Origin of the sequence: Streptomyces ferrugineus (assembly GCF_015160855.1) — a bacterium.
GTDB classification, from domain to species: Bacteria; Actinomycetota; Actinomycetes; order Streptomycetales; family Streptomycetaceae; genus Streptomyces; species Streptomyces ferrugineus.
This window is the reverse complement of the sequence record NZ_CP063373.1, coordinates 3,777,668-3,794,869: the sequence shown is the minus strand read 5'-3', so window position 1 is coordinate 3,794,869 and position 17,202 is coordinate 3,777,668. Positions and strand designations below refer to the sequence as shown.

Sequence of the window (17,202 nt, the reverse complement as noted above, 5' to 3'; positions counted from 1 at the left end):
AACGGACGGTCGGCACGGCAGGCACCGGTCAGCCGACGGAGTTGAGCAGCCGGGCGGTGTGCATCCGCCCGGCGTACTCGACGAGCCGGATCAGCACCTCCTTGCCCGAGTCGCGGTCCCTGGCGTCGCAGAGCACGACCGGTGTCCCCTGGTCCAGGTCGAGGGCGCGTGAGACGTCTTGGGCGCCGTAGGCCCGGGCGCCCGCGAAGCAGTTGACGGCCACGACGAACGGGATGTGCCGGTGCTCGAAGTAGTCCACGGCTGGGAAGCAGTCCTCCAGGCGCCGGGTGTCCGCGAGGACCACGGCGCCCAGGGCGCCCTGTGACAGCTCGTCCCACAGGAACCAGAAGCGGTCCTGGCCCGGGGTGCCGAAGAGGTACAGGGACAGGCCGGACCGGATGGTGATGCGCCCGAAGTCCATGGCGACGGTCGTGGTGACCTTCTGGTCCACACCGTCGATGTCGTCCACCAGCTGACCGGCCTCGCTGAGCAGTTCCTCGGTGCGCAGCGGCCTGATCTCGCTGACCGCGCCCACCAGGGTGGTCTTGCCCACGCCGAATCCGCCGGCGACCAGAATTTTCAACGCCAGGGCGGCCGTCTCGCCGTCGGGGGCGTCGGTGTGCTCGGAGACCATCGATCACTTCTCTCGGGAGTACCGGCATCGTTCGAGGTCGCTGTGCGAGGTCAGCATCATGACAACTGCGGCCGCCCTTCGTGGGGTTGGACCGCTTTTGGCTCGATGCGACCGCCTCGTTCCTGTTCGGTGTCTCATCTACAGCGCTCGCAATCCCTCGATCACCTCGCGCAGGATCCGCTCGTCGGGAAGCTGCGCGGGCGGTACGGGGCGGCTGACGGTGACGCGCCCCAGTTCCAGGAGGTCGCCGAGGAGCACCCTGACGACCCCCACGGGCAGATCGGCGCCTGCGGCGAGTTCGGCGACCGACTGTGTCTCCGGTCGGCACAGTTCGATCAGTGCGCGGTGTTCCGGCCCGAGCGCGGTGTCGTCGTCGCTGCCGCGCGCCGTGGTGGCCAGTGTGACAAGGGCGATCAGGTCGAAGTGCACGCCGCTGGGTCCGGGTTGGGTGCGTCCGCCCGTCATGGCGTACGGGCGGACCAGAGGCCCGGCTTCGCTGTCGTACCACTGGCTGCCCGGCTCGTGCGGGGTGCCGGTCGTGTCGTCGGTCATGTGCGCGGACCGCCCTTCCGGCTCATCGCGAGGCGGGTGGCCGCGCGGCGGCGCGCGGGGGCGTGTAGAGGTGCTCGCCGACGCGTTTGACCAGCCGTGCCATCTCGTACGCCACCAGCCCGATGTCGGCGGTCACGGCGCTGAGGACGGCGAGGCAGGAGCCGTCGCCGGCGGCCGCGACGAACAGGAAGGCGTCGTCCATCTCGACCATGGTCTGGCGGACCCCGCCGGCGCCGAAGTGCCGACCCGCGCCCTTGGCCAGGCTGTGGAAGCCGGAGGCGACCGCGGCGAGGTGCTCGGCGTCCTCCCGGCGGAGGTCGGTGGACGCGCCCACGGCGAGTCCGTCGTTGGACAGCACCACGGCGTGCCGCACCTCTCGTACGCGCAGCACCAAGTCGTCCAGCAGCCAGTCCAGTTCGCCGGACCTCCCCCACTCTCGGCCTTGCTCGAGCGGGGGGACCCCCGCGGCGGCTCTCATGCTCGGGTCCTGGATCATGCGAGGTCTCCTTCGCTGCTGTCGCCGCGCGGTGTGGGTTCGGGGCCGGCGCCGCGGCCGGGCTGCCTGCCGCCGCCCCGCGCCCAGCCGTCGCGATAGGCCGCCATGCGGTCCCTGACGAGTTCGGGGGTGCGCTGGTCGTCGTCGTGGGAGGCGGTCGTGTCCGCTTCTTCGTCGAGGCGCCCTTCGCGCAGTTGGGGGGCGAGGCTCGCCTGCCGTACGCGGCGCGGGAGGTCGTCGGAGGCCGCGGAGTCGTCCGGTGGGCGGTGCAGTCGCAAGGTGGTGACTCCGGAGGGTGGGGTGTGGTTCGCGGTCGGGGTCTCGGCCGGTGCCGGAGCCACCAGTGCGGGTCGGTCGGCGACCGCTTGGACGGGCTCTTGGTGCCGGTCGATGGCGGGCACGCGCGCGTGGTCGCGTTCCGAGGGCCGTCGGGCGTCCGCCTGCGTGCCGGGGGAACGTTCCGCCGAGGCGCTGTGCAGCAGGGCGGTGGGCAGCAGGACGACCGCGGTGGTGCCGCCGTAGGGCGAGGTGCGCAGGTGGACCTTGATGCCGTGCCGGGACGCGAGCCTGCTGACCACGAAGAGGCCGAGACGGTCGCTGTCGAACAGGTCGAGTGCCTCGGACTGTTCGATGCGCCGGTTGGCCTCCGTCAGTGCCTCCTTGCCCATGCCGAGGCCGCGGTCCTCGACCTCGACGGCGTAGCCGTTGCCGACCGGCTCACCGGTGATGCGCACGCGCGTGTGCGGAGGCGAGAACTGGGCGGCGTTCTCGACGATCTCGGCGAGAAGGTGCGTGATGTCGGCGACGGCCGCGCCCATGACGGAGGCGTCGGGGAGCTGGCGTACCTCCACGCGCGCGTAGTCCTCCACTTCCGATACGGCGGCGCGAACCACGTCGGTCAGGGAGACCGGCATCCGCCAGGCCCGCCCGGGTGCCGCCCCGGAGAGGATGATCAGGCTCTCGGCGTGGCGTCGCATACGGGTGGTCAGGTGGTCGAGCCGGAACAGGTCGCTCAGTTCGTTCGGGTCGTCGGAGCGCCGTTCCATGCTGTCCAGCAGGCTCAGTTGGCGGTGCACGAGCACCTGGCTGCGGCGGGCGAGGTTGACGAAGACACCGGAGATGCCGCTGGCGAGCTCGGCGCGCTCCACGGCGGCCCTGAGGGCGGCGCGATGGACGGTTCCCAGCGCCTCGCCGACCTGGCCGGTCTCGTCCTCGGCGGGCGGTCCCGGCGGTGCCTCGGCCCGGATGTCGATCTCCTCACCGGCGCGCAGCTTGCGCATGGCCTCGGGGAGTTTGCGCCGGGCGATCTCGAGGGCGCTGTTGCGCAGGCTCACCAGCTCCACGACGAGGCCGCGGCCGATGCGCACGGAGATCACGAGCGAGGCGGCGACGGCGACGAGGCCGAGCAGAACGGCGGCGCCGGCCGGGGTGAGCAGACCGCGGGCGAAGGGGTCGGCGCGATCCGCGACATCGCGCCCGGCGTCCTGCTCGATGGCCCGCATCCCGCCCTGCACGCGTGCGTGTGCCCTGCTCCAGGTGTCTTCCGGCGCCGCGTCGATCGCGCCTGGGCCCGGTGTGGTGGCGAGGACCTTGTCCTCCACGGCCGTGACGGACGCGTAGTCGCCGCCGTCGGCGAGGCGCCGCCAGGCCGTGCGTTCGGGGCCGCGCAGGTCGGCCACGGCGGACTCGGTGAGCGTACGGCGGGTGTCGACGGCGCCGGTGAACAGCCGCAGCCGCTCTCCGTCGAGGCGTCCGGTCAGGCGTGCGCTGTCCAGCACCACGTCCTCCTGGGCCAACGCCTCGCCCGCGCGGGCGAATTCGAGCAGTACGCGCGCGTCGGAGCCCAGTTCGGCGTCCTGGATGCCGGTGAGCGCGCCACCCACGGAGAAGGCGGTCGCGATGGTCCTCGTGTACTGCCCGTACGCCTCGTCCCAGCCCGAGCGCCGGTCGAGGACGGCACCGCGTACGGCGGCCAGCCGCTCTGCGCCGTCGACGAAGGCCTCGAGTCGCCCGGCCACTCCGGCGGGGAGCTGCCCTCCGTCGGCGACCGTGTTGCGGTCGCCGAGGCGCAGCCGTGCCACGGCCTTGTCCGTGTCCTCCGCGCGCTTCTCCAAGTCGTCGCTCCGTCCGGCGGACGGGTCGGTCGCGTAGCGCACGGCGGCCGTGCGTTCGGCCTGGAGGGCGGTCACGGCGTCGGCGACGGGCGCCCTGATCTCCGAGTCGACGTGCTGCAACTGGCGCAGCCTGGAGACGTCCTGTGCGGTGGTGACCGTCGCGTAGGCCCACAGGGCCAGCAGTGAGACGACGGGCACCATCAGCAGGCAGATGATCTTGGCGCGGACGGTGCGCGGCCGTATGCGCCAGCGCTCCACGCGCGCGGGTGGATCGTCCGGCACCCCGACCAGGGGCTCGTCCGGACCTTCGTCGGCCGGTGGTCCGGCGTGGGCGCGACGGCCGCGCACCGGCGGCGATGACGGCGTCCGGGCGCCGGCTGCGGTGGTCCTACGGGGTGTGCGCATGGCCTCCTCGCTCGGAAGTGGTTCGAGGTGTGCTGCCGGGCCTGTACGGTCCGGTCCCACCGCTAGCCGACGACGCTCTCGACCGACCGCTGGGCCGAAGCGGACGCCTCGCGCTCGCCTGTCGTGGGTGACAGCGCGACGAAGGCGGAGGTCAGGAAGAGGTAGGACCCGAGGCCGACGGCGAGGGGGAAGATGAACTGCATCGCCGTGGCACCGGGCAGGACCTCGCCGGAGGGCGTGACGCGCACGCCGACCGCGAACATGCCGGTGTAGTGCATGCTGCTGACCGCCGCGCCCATGATCAGCGAGGCGATGGTGACGGCTACGGGCGACTTGATGTTGAGCGCAGCCCACAGGGCCGCCGTCGCCGCGACGACGGCGATCACCACGGAGAGTCCGACGAGCAGGGGGTCGTAGCTGACGTCGCCGTGGAGTCGTACGGCGGCCATGCCCAAGTAGTGCATGCTCGCGACGCCGAGCCCGGTGGTGAGCCCGCCGAGGAAGAGCGCGCGGGTCCGGTCGCGGCCGTATCCGACGGCGAAGACGCCGGCGCACACGACGGTCATGGCGACGAGGAGGCTCAGGATGGTGAGCGGCACGTCGTAGCGGATGTCGGTGCCGCCGACGCTGAAGCCCAGCATGGCCACGAAGTGCATGGTCCAGATGCCGGTGCCGATCGCCGAGGCGGCGGTGATGAGCCAGTTGCGGCGCGACCGGCCGGTGGCGCCGAGGGCGCGCACGGTGCAGCGCAGGCCGAGCGCGGCGCCGGTGCAGGCCATCGCGTACGACAGCACGGGGGTCAGCCAGCCGAGGGCGGCGTGGTCCAGGTGTCCCATGGCCCCGGGACGCTAGCCGGGGCAGGGGCGCGTGATGGGGGCGCATTTCGAAAGCTGTTGCAATATGACGTGGTGATGCACCGGAACGACCACGTCACGCTCGAACGTGTGCACAGCGGCGTCATCCTTGCCGGTGAGGGATCATGCGGAGCATGAGCGACGACCACACACATGTGCAGGACTTCTTCACCGCCCGCGCCGCCGACTGGGACAGCAGGTTTCCCGACGACGGGCCCGCCTTCGCGGCCGCGGTCGGCGAGCTCGGACTGCGGGAGGGGGCTCGTGTGCTGGACGCGGGCTGCGGCACGGGGCGCGCCCTGCCGCCGCTGCGTGCCGCCGTGGGGCCCTCGGGAGTGGTCCTGGGGGCCGATCTGACCCCGGCCATGCTGGAGGCCGCCGTACGGGCCGGGCGGGACGCGGACGGGCGGTTGCTGCTCGCCGACGTGGCCGCGCTGCCGTTGCGGTCGGAGTCGCTGGACGCCGTGTTCGCGGCCGGCCTCGTCGCGCACCTGCCCCATCCGGCCGCGAACCTGCGGGAGTTGGCCCGCGTGGTGCGTCCCGGCGGCACGCTGGCGCTGTTCCACCCGATCGGCAGAGCGGCACTCGCGGCGCGCCAGGGCCGCCGGATCACACCCGACGATCTACGGGCCGAGCCCAACCTCCGGCCGCTGCTGGCCGGTTCCGGCTGGCGCATGACGTCGTACGTCGACGAGGACGACCGCTTCCTGGCGCTGGCCGTACGGGAGTCCTGACGGCTCACCCCTGTCCGGCGACGATCGTGGTGAAGGCGTCGGGGTTGTCGAGCATCGCATCACTCGGCGGCTGACCGCGCGCGGCGGGGGCGCAGGGGGCGCTCAGGAGGCGTCAAAGCGGCCGCCCACGGGGAGTCGTTCAAGCCGTCGAGAGGCCTTCACCGCGTCGTCCCCCTTCTGTCGCCAGGGCTCCAACTCTACGTTGTGAGCAGGACATGAACGATCAACCAGTAGCACCGCAGAGGGGGATGGTGATCAGCATGTGGGGCAGGGTGCGCAAGTCGTGTGCGAGATTCCTGCAGGCCTTTCGCACGCGGCCGGAGGCCGGTGAGGACGGGCGCACGCACAATCTGTTCGAGGCCGCCGCCGTGTATGTGTCGGCCTGCGCGGAGGACGACCAGGAGCAGCTCGACGAGGCCGCCGGCTGGGTCTCCCCGGAAGCCCTGTCGTTCGGGGTGAACGAGCTGGCGTGCCGCGCCGTCATCGCGCTCGCCCGGGAGCGGGGCGAATCACCGCAGACCGTGGCTCGGTCCCTCCTCGGACTGCCGGCGTCCTGACAGGGTTGGCAAAATCACGGTCGATTCGCCCCGTCCGGCCGGAAAACTGCAGCTCGGGTGTGTCTGGGAGTCGTGACAAGCGGCTTCCGGTCGCACTAGGGTGCGCGCCGATGGACGAACCGATGGGGAGGCTGGGATGGCCGGGACGGACGAGGAGGCCGTCGCCGCCGCGGACGATGCGCTCTACGTGCTCACGGCGGTGCTGCTGACGCCGGCGCAGTTCCCGAGCGTGCTGGGCGACGACTATCCGGAGGCCTGCGCGACGCTGGGCCTCGCGCCACTGGCGGACGGGTACGGCCTGGTGCTCGGCCAGGACGGCGACGGCGCCCGATGGACGGTCGTCATCGACGACGTCTCCCTGGTCGCCGTCGCCATCGCGTCCTGGGACTGCGGCATGGAGTACGACCTGTCACCCGACGAACGTACGGTCGTGGCCGCGCTGCCCGGCTGGCCCCTGGCGGTCGCCGTCTCCGCCCCCAATGTGCCCCCGCCGCACGACCCCGCCCCCGAGGCCGCCGACGGCCCGCCGCTGGCCCCGCCCGACACGAGCGTGTGGGGCCCGGCCCAACGGCGCCTGGGGGCCGACGAGATCGCGCTGCAATGGGCGATCTGGCGTGAGCAGATCAACGACGCCACGTCCCTGAGACCGGGCGGTGGGTCGGATGCCGCCGAGGACACGGAGGGCGCCGAGAACGAGGCCGGTGACGGCGGGGAGAGCGAGGGCCGGAAGGCCGGGAACGCCGACTCCAGTGAGGAGGCCGAGCCCCGGGGCAGCCACAGCGGCATCCTGCGGGTCCTCGCCGAGGCACGCGCGTACGTCGACTCCCCGCCGCCGCTCGGCCGCGTCCGGTCCTCCTTCGCCCCGGGCGACGCCCGGACCCTTCGTGCGGACGGCCCCGGCTGGTCGCTCGTCGCCAGGACCGACGACATCGCGTTCGTGCTCCTTGACGACGAACCCGGCGAGGTCCTGCCGGTGGGCCGCGGACCGGAGCTGCCCGGCCTGCTCGAAGCGCTCGACAAGATGGCCGTACGCCCGATCTGAGCCCGCGCTCGGGGCGCGGGGCTTCCGCGCGGCGCGCCCGCAGGAGACGGGTCGGCACCCGGCGTGGCTGCGCTGCCGGGTGCGTACGGGCGCGCACCTCGCCGCGTCCCGCACACCTCCAGTAAGGCTCTGAGGCCGCGCTCACCGTGAAGACACTCCCGGCCTCCTCCAGCACGCCTGTCCCGAGACCCCATCTCACGGCGGCGTTCCATGTGGGCCCAACCCATGGATGGCGCCAAACCGGGCCCGCACCATGAGGCAGCCTTCGCGTTTGCGTTCCCTCATGCCCCGTCTCCCCTGTGCCCGGAGGCCCTCATGCGCCTGTCCCGAACCGTTCCGTTCCTCGCCGCGACCCTGCTGGCAGCCACCCTCGGCGGCCCTGCTGCCGCAATGGCCACGGCAGTCGACGAGCGGCACTGCGCGCGCCAAAATCATGTACGGGTACCGGGCGCGGCCATCCAGCAGAGCGCCTGCCTGGCGGACCTGACCACGACAGGACTCGCCGGAACACCCCACACCGACATGGCCGACCAGGCCGGGCTGACCGCACGAGGCACCCGGACACCGGCCGGGGTCCCCGGTATTCAGATCGACGGCTACTTCCCTGACTCCTCCCGGTTCAACGCCACACACGGCTGGCGTCACGACGCGCAGTTCGTGATCCGGCTGCCGGACCGCTGGAACGGCGGACTGGTCGTCACCGGAGCGCCGGGCACACGCAAGCAGTACGCGACGGACAAGGCGATCTCCGACCAGGTGCTAGCGCTGGGCTACGCCTACGCGGCGACCGACAAGGGCAACAGCGGCGCCGACTTCTACCGCGACGGCAGACGACCCGGCGACGCGGTCGCCGAATGGAACGCACGGACCACTCAGCTCACGCGGGCCGCCCGTAGGGCGGCGGCCCTGCGCTACGGCCACACTCCCCGTCGTACCTACATGACCGGCATCTCCAACGGCGGGTATCTGACGCGCTGGCACCTCGAGAACCATCCCGAGCTGTACGACGGCGGCGTCGACTGGGAAGGCGCCTTGTGGACCACGGACGGCCCGAACCTCCTCACCTCCTTGCCCACGGCAGTGGCACGCATGCTCGGCTCCGCCCGGGACGAGGACCTGTACGCGGTCGGCTTCGCGCGCGGCTCCGAGTTTCTGTGGCCGTATCACGAGCAGGCCTACTGGGGAGTGACCCAGAAGATCTACCGCGCCGAGTTCGACCCGGCGTACGACCCCGGCTGCCCCGGCCCCTCCGCCGGAACCACGCCGGAGCAGATCCTGGCGCCGTGCGCGTCCGATGCCACGTACGACTACGCGTCGCGTCCCGCGTCCGTCCGTCACGCCGTGGCCCGTGTCGCCCTGACCGGCCGCATCGGCAAACCACTGATCACACTGCACGGTGATCTGGACGCGCTGCTGCCGAAGGCGGCCGACTCGGATGTGTACGCGCGCATGATCCACGCGAGGGGACGGGGCCCTCTGCACCGCTACTTCACGATCGCCGGCGGCACTCATGTCGACGGGCTGTACGACACCCATCCGGACCGGCTCCGGCCGATCCTGCCCTGCTACCGGTCGGCGTTCGACGCGCTGGTCTCATGGGTGGAGCAGGGCACCCGACCGCCCGCGGACCACACCGTCGGCCGGCCCGCGAGCGGTGACGTGCTCAACTCCTGCTCGCTGTCCACCCCTGCCGCACCCGCGGCAGGGTGATGATCAGCGGCCGAGCTCCTTGCGCGTGGCACGACGCAGCCTGCGCCGCTGTGACGGGTCGAGCGTGAGGTATGCGGCGGCCGGGACTCCCAGGACTATCAGGAGCGCGGCCCACCACGGCAGCCAGATCAGCAAGATGAGACCGGCCGCCACACCTCCCGCGGCGATCTTCGCGTTCTTCGACATGTCCGTCGCCTCCTTCGCGGCCACTGCCGCTCTCTGTCCTGAAAACGGGTCCGCGCTCCCGGCAGTTCCGAGCCGCGACCCTGAGACGACCCTGAGGTGCGGCCCCTACTGGTCGCGGAGCCCCGTGGACCGCCGACGCCCGATCGGCGATCGGTCGACGCACCGGGCTCCGCACAGGGGAGATACCCATACCGATCCAAAGTGACCCAGATCACAGCTCCGCCATGCAGGATGGTCCACCGAGTGTTGTACCCTCGACCACTCGAAACCGAGTAGTCAAATTTGAGGAGTGTTGCAGCGTCGTGCCGAGGCTTTCCGAGGCAACACCGTCCGAGATCTCCGAACTGGCCGGCTGCAGCGCCGTCTTCGTACCCGGTGATCCGGCGCGCACCGGCCGGATCGCCTTCTGGCGAGCCGACGGCGGCGCCGTGCCACTCGTCGCGTCCGGGTCCGTCGAGGAACTCGAGCTCGTCCTGCCCGGCGACGAAGGTCTCCAGTCGGCGAGCGTGCCGGCCGTTCTGCTGCCGGTGCGGGCCGCCCTGCCCGTGCTCACGCGTGCGCGTACGTCCGCGCGGGCACCCCGGGCGGGCGTCTTCTGGGGCACGGCCGCCGTGCTGGCCCTGCAATGCGTGGCCCGAGGACTGCTGTTGCCCGGCCTCTCCACGGGCGACCACGACTCCTGGCGCGTCGGCCCCCTGCGACCTGAGGACGTCGAACGCGTCCGCGCCCTGGCCGCCGCGATGCCGCCCGAAGCGCACGCCGTGCCACTGAGCGGCGTGGCACCGCCGAGGCTGGCGGACCAGGAGGGACTGCTGCGGGCCTTCCTGGATGCCGTCGCCGACGCCCTTCCCCGCTCCCCCGCGGCGGCGCTGGTGACGGGCGGGCCGCTCTACGCGGCACAGGAGCCGCAGCACGTACCCGCCCTGCGCCCGTGGGCCGCCGATGTCGCCGCCGGCCACGACGCGGGCGTGCGGCTCTCCCTGCGCCTCGAGGTCAGCGGCCTCGCGGAGGCGACGCAGGACGACGATGCGGCGCCGTCGTTCCGCGCGGTGCTCCAGGTGCACAGCGTGAGTGATCCGGCGCTGGTCGCCGATGCCGCCGACGTGTGGGCGGGATCCGATGCCTTCGGCCCCCGCGCGCGGATGGACGCCCTGCTGGCGCTGCGCCGCGCGACCCGGGCCTGGGCTGCGCTCGCACCGCTGCTGTCGGCGGCCGTTCCGGACTCCGTGGACCTCGCCGACGAGGAGGTGACCGACCTCCTGGGAGAGGGCGCCCGGCACCTCGCCGCAGCCGGCGTCGACGTGCACTGGCCCAAGGAGCTCGCCCGCGAACTGACGGCCCGCGCGGTCATCGGTCCGCCGGACGACGAGCCCGCGCGCGGCAAGGTCTCGTCGGACACGCCGTCGTTCCTCTCCGCCGACGCGCTGCTCGCCTTCAACTGGTGGTTCGCGCTGGGCGACCAGCGGCTCACGCGCGAGGAGCTGGACCGTCTGGCGGAGGCGAACCGCCCCGTGGTGCGGCTGCGTGGCCAGTGGGTCCTCGTCGACCCCCAGGAGATGCGCCGCGCCCGCGCGCAGCAGGACCACAAGGTCACGCCCATCGACGCGCTCGGCGCCGCGCTGACGGGCTCCACCGAAGTGGACGGCCGCCGGGTCGAGGTCCGGCCCACGGGCTGGCTGGCGGCGCTGCGCGAGCGCCTGGCGGACCCCGAGGGACAGGAGCCGGTCGGCCAGCCGGCCGCCCTCGCGGCCACGCTGCGGGACTACCAGCGGCGTGGCCTGAGTTGGCTGGCGCGCATGACGTCCCTGGGCCTGGGCTGCTGTCTGGCCGACGACATGGGCCTCGGCAAGACGATCACGCTGATCGCGCTGCACCTTCACCGGCAGGCCGACGCCTCGTCCGCCGGTCCGACGCTGGTGGTCTGTCCGACGTCCCTGATGGGCAACTGGCAGCGCGAGATCGAGAAGTTCGCGCCCGGCACGCGCGTGCGCCGCTTCCACGGGTCGCGGCGCGACCTCGGCTCCGTGGCGGACGGCGAGTTCGTGCTCACCACGTACGGCACGATGCGCCTGGACGCGCGCCGGCTCGCCGACGTGCCGTGGGGCATGGTGGTGGCGGACGAGGCCCAGCATGTGAAGAACCCGTACTCCGCGACCGCGCGGGCGCTGCGGTCCATCGGCGCACGCGCGCGTGTGGCGCTCACGGGCACCCCGGTCGAGAACAACCTGTCGGAACTGTGGGCGATCCTCGACTGGACGACCCCGGGCCTGCTGGGCCGCCTGGGCACCTTCCGCGCGCGTTATGCCCAGGCCGTCGAGGGCGGCCAGGACCCGGCGGCAGCGGAGCGGCTCGCCCGGCTGGTACGCCCGTTCCTGCTGCGCCGGCGCAAGTCCGATCCGGGGATCGCGCCGGAGCTCCCGCCGAAGACGGAGACCGACCGGGCCGTGTCCCTCACCGCGGAACAGACGGGCCTGTACGAGGCCGTGGTCCGCGAGACGCTGGCGGAGATCTCCGAAGCAGACAGCATGGCGCGCCGCGGCCTGATCGTGAAGCTCCTGACGGGCCTGAAGCAGATCTGCAACCACCCCGCGCAGTTCCTCAAGGAGGAGCGACCGAGGATCGCCGGACGCTCGGGGAAGCTGGAACTGCTGGACGAACTGCTCGACACCATCCTCTCCGAGGGAGCGAGCGTTCTGGTCTTCACGCAGTACGTGCAGATGGGACGCCTCATCGAGGAGCACCTGGCGGCTCGCGGAGTGCCCTCGCAGTTTCTGCACGGCGGCACGCCCATCGCCGAGCGCGACGCCCTGGTCGGGCGCTTCCAGGACGGTGAAGTGCCCGTCTTCCTGCTGTCGTTGAAGGCCGCCGGCACCGGCCTGAACCTCACCCGCGCGGAGCACGTCGTGCACTACGACCGCTGGTGGAACCCCGCCGTCGAGGCCCAGGCCACCGACCGCGCGTACCGCATCGGTCAGACCCGGCCCGTGCAGGTGCACCGGCTGATCGCCGAGGGCACGATCGAGGACCGTATCGCCGACATGCTCGGCCGCAAGCGGGAACTCGCCGACGCGGTGCTCGGCGCGGGCGAGGCGGCCCTCACGGAGCTGACGGACGCGGAGCTGGCCGATCTGGTGGAACTGCGAGGGGGAACGCGATGACGCGCTACGACGGTGACCAGGAGCGCACGTTCGCCGCGCTGCCGCCCGCGCGCGGGCGAGGATTCGCACAGACGTGGTGGGGCCAGGCCTGGCTGAAGGCGCTGGAGGAGACGGCGCTGGACTCGGAGCAGCTCAAGGTCGGCCGCAGGCTCGCGCGCGCGGGAGCGGTCGGTGCCGTGTCGGTGCGCCCTGGGCGCATCACCGCCGTGGTGCAGGGCCGCGACCGTACGGCGCACCGGGCCGATGTGCTGCTGGAGGAGCTGACCGAGGACCAGTGGGACCGCTTCCTGGACATGGCCGTGGAGCACGCCGGGCACGTCGCCGCGTTGCTGGACCGCGAGATGCCGCCGCACCTGGTGGAGGACGCGGCCGCCAGGGGCATCGAACTGCTGCCGGGCATGGGCGATCTGGAACCGGAGTGCGGCTGCGACGCCTGGGACCACTGCGGGCACACGGCGGCCCTCTGCTACCAGGTGGCACGGCTGCTGGACCAGGACCCGTTCGTTCTGCTGCTGATGCGCGGGCGCGGTGAACGCGGCCTCCTGAACGACCTCCAGGCCCGCAGCGCCGCACCCACCTCCGACCGACCCGCGCCGTGCGAACCGGCCGAGCCCGAGGGCGTGGATGCCGCCGAGGCGTATGCGACCGGCGACATCCTGCCGCCGCTGCCCGCACTGCCCGAGGTGCCCGCCGAGCCGGGGGTACCGCCGTCCCTGGACACCGAGACGCCGCCCGCGCCCGGCGTCGAACCCGCCGCGCTGGAGTTCCTGGCCGCCCGGACCGCCGCGGAAGCACACCGCCTGCTCTCGGACGCGCTGCGGGCGGGCCCGGAACAGCAGGTCGCCGAAGCCGGGTTGACGCCGAGCCAGGACATGGTGCGCCTCGCGGCCGGCTCCCCACCCGCCGACGTGGCCGAGCGACTGGCCGACGGTTCGGGCCGCGGCCACGAAGGGCTGGAGACGGCCGTACGCGCTTGGCACCTGGGGGGCGTCGCCGCGCTGGCCGTGCTCGACGAGGAGTGGACCGTCGAGGGCGAAGCGCTCGCACGCGCGCGTGCCGCCCTGGAGTCCGCCTGGGACGAGGACAAACGGCCGACGCTGCGGGCGCGGGGCAATCGGTGGACGGTCGTCGGCGCGCCGGGCCAACTGCGCCTGGGGCGCGACGGGCGCTGGTGGCCGTATCGCGAGGAGCGGGGCCGCTGGGTGCCGGCGGGAGGTCCCGCGCGGGATCCGGCGACGGCGCTGGCCTCGGCGCGGTCGGCGACCGAGGAGGAGGAGCGGTAGGGGCCCGGGGACGGCGACTGGCAGCGCTCCTCGAAGCACCGTGCGGGAGTAACCGGATCGGCTGATGGTGTCGTCGGCTCGCCGAGCGCTCGTCGTCCGGCGTTCACCCCTGCGTCGTCGGACGTTCCGTGCGGGCTCCAAATCTGGCCGCTGTCAGTGAACTTGGTCCTCAGGAGGCCCGAATGTCCCCGCACGCCACAGGCCGGCGCCGCACCCACCGCCTCGTCGCCGGGGGCGTACCCCTCGCCGTGATCGCGGCGCTCGCGGCCGCCGGGCCCGCCGCCGGCGCCGGGGGCGGGCATGCCGACGAGGCGCACGTCGTGCGTACGGCCACCCTCGACGACATCCCGCTCGCCGCCTTCAGCAACGCGCTGCTGCCCGGCAGCGTCGCCGACGACCGGGGCGTGGACCTGGGCGGCATAGGCAGCGACCTCTACCCGGCGGGCCGCAGGGGCGAGTTCTGGACGGTCACCGACCGCGGCCCCAACGGCCAGATCAAGGTGGACGGCAAGAAGCGCCGCACGTTCCCCGTGCCGGGCTTCGATCCGGCGATCGTGAAGATCCGGGTGACGGGCAGCGCCGTGAAGGTGCTGGACGCGATCCCGATCACCACCGCCTCCGGGAAGGCCGTCACCGGGCTGCCGAACCAGGAGGGGCGCGACGAGGCGCCGTACACCTATGACGCGCGGACTCCTTTGACGTACGACCCGAACGGGCTGGACACCGAGGGCATCGTGCGGGCCGCCGACGGGAGTTTCTGGCTGGTCGACGAGTACGGGCCCTCCCTGGTGCACGCCTCCGCGCGCGGGAAGGTCCTCACGCGCTATGTGCCCGAGGGGCTCGGCCTGACCGGTACGGACTACCGCGTGGTGGAGGCGCTGCCCTCGGTCCTGTTGCACCGGAAGACCAACCGCGGTTTCGAGGGGCTGGCCCAGTTGCCCGGCGGCGACCTGGTGATGGCCGTGCAGAGCCCGCTGTCGCTGCCCGACGCGGATGCCGGGGAGGCGTCGCGCACCACGCGGCTGCTGCGCTTCTCGCCGAAGAAGAAGGCGATCACCGCGGAGTACGCGTACCGCTTCGACCCGGTGAACGTGGTGGACCCGAGCGAGGGCGACACCTCCGAGCTGAAGATCTCGTCGGTCGTGGCCGTGGGCGGGAACCGGCTGCTGGTCGAGGAGCGCACCGACAAGGCCGCACGGCTGCAGCTGGTGCGGCTGGACCGGTCGGCGAACATCCTGGGCAGCCGCTGGGACGACGACGCGACGTCCCCGTCGCTGGAACAGCTCGACGACCCGGCGGCCTCGGGAGTGCCGGTGCTGCCCAAGCGGCTCGTCGTCGATCTGGGCACGGTCGCCGGGGTGCCCGGGAAGATCGAGGGCATCGCGCGCGTGGACCACGACACGCTGGCTCTCATCAACGACAACGACTTCGGGATGACGGACGGCGCGGACGCGTTCGACGCCCGGGGTCGGCTGGTCGACAGCGGTGTCGAGACGTCGGTGATCTACGTGCGGCTGCCGCGCGGCATCTGACGCCTGTTCTACGGCAACTGGTCCGCCAGGGACGGGAGCAGCGACTCCAGGCCGCTGGGCAGCTCACTGGGCAGCTCGGTCGGGAACCCGGACGGCAGCGATGTGGGCAGTTCGCTCGGCAGCCTGCTGGGGAGTTCGGTGGGGATGCTCAAGGAGGGCTCGGGCGAGCTGCTCGTGCTCCGCGCCGGCTCCGGTGAGTCATCGCCGCTCCCCGAGGCCATCAGCACCACAGCCACGACGGCTCCGACGGCCACGATCACGGCGAGCAGGACGACCAGTGGATTCCGCCGCCGCCCCGGTCCGCCTCCGCCGCCGAACGGCTCCTGCGGCGGCCCGCCACCGTATGTGGGCGGGCCGCTGCTTCCCGGCGGGGGACCGTAGCCTTCGGGAGGCGGTCCGAAGCCACCGCCCGGAGGCGGCGTGTCACCCGGCGGTCCTGGCGGCTGAGGCGGTACGGGCGGCATGGCCATACCGTCAAGACTCGCCATGGACGGGCCGGGACGCGACCCTCACTCGGGACTTAATACCGGTCCATGCCAGGGATCGCACGATTCCGGAACATTCCGTGCACAGATCGATCACCAGGCCGGGCCGTGCGCGACCAGGCCTCTCGACCAGCGGTGACACACGGTCCGGCACACGCGCGGGGCCTCAGCCCCGGGCGCCCAGCAGGTGGTCCATCGCCAGCTGGTCGAGGCGCTCGAAGGCCATCCCGCGCGCGGCGGCCGCCTCGACGTCGAACTCCTCGAAGGCGGTGCGGTCCGCGAGCAGCGCCTTGAGGCCGTCCGCCGCCGTCGACTGCGCCAGCTCGTCCAGGCGGGAGGCGCGCAGTGCCTCCTGGACCTCGGGGTCCGCGCGGAAGGCGGCCGAACGCTCCTTCAGGATGAGGTAGTTGCGCATGCAGCCCGCGGCCGACGCCCACACGCCGTCGAGGTCCTCGGTCCGCGGCGGCTTGAAGTCGAAGTGGCGCGGGCCGCTGTAGCCGGCGCTCTCCAGGAGGTCGACCAGCCAGAAGGCGGCACGCAGGTCGCCGGCGCCGAAGCGCAGGTCCTGGTCGTACTTGATGCCGGACTGGCCGTTGAGGTCGATGTGGAAGAGCTTGCCCGCCCACAGCGCCTGCGCGATGCCGTGCGGGAAGTTCAGACCGGCCATCTGCTCGTGGCCGACCTCGGGGTTGACGCCGTACAGCTCGGGGCGCTCCAGGCGCTCGATGAACGCCAGCGCGTGCCCCACGGTGGGCAGCAGGATGTCGCCGCGCGGCTCGTTCGGCTTGGGCTCGATCGCGAAGCGCAGGTCGTAGCCCTGGGAGATGACGTACTCGCCCAGGAGGTCGAAGGCCTCCTTCATGCGGTCCAGGGCGGCACGCACGTCCTTGGCGGCGCCGGACTCGGCACCCTCACGGCCGCCCCAGGCGACGTACGTCCTGGCGCCCAGCTCGACCGCGAGATCGATGTTGCGGATCGTCTTGCGCAGGGCGTAGCGGCGCACGTCGCGGTCGTTGGCGGTGAAGGCGCCGTCCTTGAAGACGGGGTGCGTGAAGAGGTTGGTGGTGGCCATCGGCACGGTCATGCCGGTCGCGTCGAGAGCCTCGCGGAAGCGCTTGATGTGCGCCTCGCGCTCGGTGTCGGAGGACCCGAAGGGGATCAGGTCGTCGTCGTGGAAGGTGACGCCGTGGGCGCCGAGCTCGGCCAGGCGCTGCACCGTCTCGACCGGGTCGAGGGCCCGGCGGGTGGCGTCGCCGAACGGGTCCCGTCCCTGCCAGCCGACGGTCCACAGGCCGAAGGTGAACCTGTCATCGGGGGTGGGCTGGTAGCTCATGCCGCGGCTCCTTGCTGCGTACGACTATTTCGTCATGGCGGTTTACAAATTAGTATGCGCTCGCACCTCTGGGAAGAGACAAGATGTCTTTGTCACCCGAAGTCCTTAGTTCCCGATGTCCTTGTCA

15 protein-coding genes are annotated in these 17,202 nt (G+C 72.4%); 7 read left to right on the top strand and 8 right to left on the bottom strand.

The genetic code is table 11. The annotated features are described in order from the left end of the window. Positions 1–28 precede the first annotated feature (28 nt). The 5 genes from IM697_RS17330 to IM697_RS17310 form a co-directional block, all read right to left on the bottom strand. The gene (locus tag IM697_RS17330) at positions 29–634 is read right to left on the bottom strand and encodes a GTP-binding protein (protein WP_194048586.1); all 606 of its coding nucleotides are present in this window, start codon (positions 632–634) and stop codon (positions 29–31) included. A 138-nt stretch (positions 635–772) separates the two neighbouring features. Further along, positions 773–1,186 carry a DUF742 domain-containing protein gene (locus IM697_RS17325; protein ID WP_194048585.1) on the bottom strand — a complete coding sequence of 138 codons (414 nt, stop codon included), beginning with the start codon at positions 1,184–1,186 and terminating at the stop codon, positions 773–775. A 22-nt stretch (positions 1,187–1,208) separates the two neighbouring features. Continuing rightward, positions 1,209–1,682, bottom strand: a complete 474-nt coding sequence (locus IM697_RS17320; RefSeq protein WP_194048584.1) for a roadblock/LC7 domain-containing protein — start codon at positions 1,680–1,682, stop codon at positions 1,209–1,211. Continuing rightward, a complete protein-coding gene (locus IM697_RS17315; RefSeq protein ID WP_194048583.1) occupies positions 1,679–4,201 on the bottom strand; it encodes a sensor histidine kinase in 2,523 nt (840 codons plus the stop codon). The genes IM697_RS17320 and IM697_RS17315 overlap by 4 nt, the downstream gene beginning before the upstream one ends. Positions 4,202–4,263: 62 nt before the next feature. After that, positions 4,264–5,037 carry an MHYT domain-containing protein gene (locus IM697_RS17310; RefSeq protein ID WP_194048582.1) on the bottom strand — a complete coding sequence of 258 codons (774 nt, stop codon included), beginning with the start codon at positions 5,035–5,037 and terminating at the stop codon, positions 4,264–4,266. Between the two features lie 152 nt (positions 5,038–5,189). On the opposite strand from IM697_RS17310, the gene IM697_RS17305 reads away from it, so the two are divergent. From IM697_RS17305 to IM697_RS17290, 4 genes are all read left to right on the top strand, one after another. Next, positions 5,190–5,789 carry a class I SAM-dependent methyltransferase gene (locus tag IM697_RS17305; RefSeq protein ID WP_194048581.1) on the top strand — a complete coding sequence of 200 codons (600 nt, stop codon included), beginning with the start codon at positions 5,190–5,192 and terminating at the stop codon, positions 5,787–5,789. Positions 5,790–6,049: 260 nt separating this feature from the next. Further along, a complete protein-coding gene (locus IM697_RS17300) occupies positions 6,050–6,346 on the top strand; it encodes a hypothetical protein (protein WP_194049748.1) in 297 nt (98 codons plus the stop codon). Between the two features lie 136 nt (positions 6,347–6,482). Beyond that, entirely contained in the window at positions 6,483–7,388 is a 906-nt protein-coding gene (locus tag IM697_RS17295) for a hypothetical protein (RefSeq protein WP_194048580.1), read from the top strand. Between the two features lie 315 nt (positions 7,389–7,703). Continuing rightward, entirely contained in the window at positions 7,704–9,098 is a 1,395-nt protein-coding gene (locus IM697_RS17290; protein ID WP_194048579.1) for a tannase/feruloyl esterase family alpha/beta hydrolase, read from the top strand. A gap of 3 nt (positions 9,099–9,101) precedes the next feature. On the opposite strand, the gene IM697_RS17285 is transcribed toward IM697_RS17290, so the two are convergent. After that, on the bottom strand, positions 9,102–9,284 hold the full coding sequence (locus IM697_RS17285; protein ID WP_062704261.1) for a hypothetical protein: 183 nt from the start codon (positions 9,282–9,284) through the stop codon (positions 9,102–9,104). A 302-nt stretch (positions 9,285–9,586) separates the two neighbouring features. On the opposite strand from IM697_RS17285, the gene IM697_RS17280 reads away from it, so the two are divergent. The 3 genes from IM697_RS17280 (at position 9,587) to IM697_RS17270 (ending at position 15,257) form a co-directional block, all read left to right on the top strand. Further along, positions 9,587–12,442 (top strand): DEAD/DEAH box helicase, encoded by a 2,856-nt coding sequence (locus IM697_RS17280; protein WP_194048578.1) that lies wholly within the window; start codon positions 9,587–9,589, stop codon positions 12,440–12,442. Next, entirely contained in the window at positions 12,439–13,725 is a 1,287-nt protein-coding gene (locus tag IM697_RS17275) for an SWIM zinc finger family protein (RefSeq protein ID WP_194048577.1), read from the top strand. The genes IM697_RS17280 and IM697_RS17275 overlap by 4 nt, the downstream gene beginning before the upstream one ends. 182 nt (positions 13,726–13,907) lie before the next feature. Next, positions 13,908–15,257 (top strand): esterase-like activity of phytase family protein, encoded by a 1,350-nt coding sequence (locus IM697_RS17270; RefSeq protein ID WP_194048576.1) that lies wholly within the window; start codon positions 13,908–13,910, stop codon positions 15,255–15,257. A gap of 8 nt (positions 15,258–15,265) precedes the next feature. On the opposite strand, the gene IM697_RS17265 is transcribed toward IM697_RS17270, so the two are convergent. Together IM697_RS17265 and xylA are read right to left on the bottom strand one after the other, a co-directional pair. Further along, on the bottom strand, positions 15,266–15,517 hold the full coding sequence (locus tag IM697_RS17265) for a hypothetical protein (RefSeq protein WP_194048575.1): 252 nt from the start codon (positions 15,515–15,517) through the stop codon (positions 15,266–15,268). A 391-nt stretch (positions 15,518–15,908) separates the two neighbouring features. Beyond that, positions 15,909–17,075, bottom strand: a complete 1,167-nt coding sequence (gene xylA / locus IM697_RS17260; protein ID WP_194048574.1) for a xylose isomerase — start codon at positions 17,073–17,075, stop codon at positions 15,909–15,911. Positions 17,076–17,202: the final 127 nt, after the last annotated feature.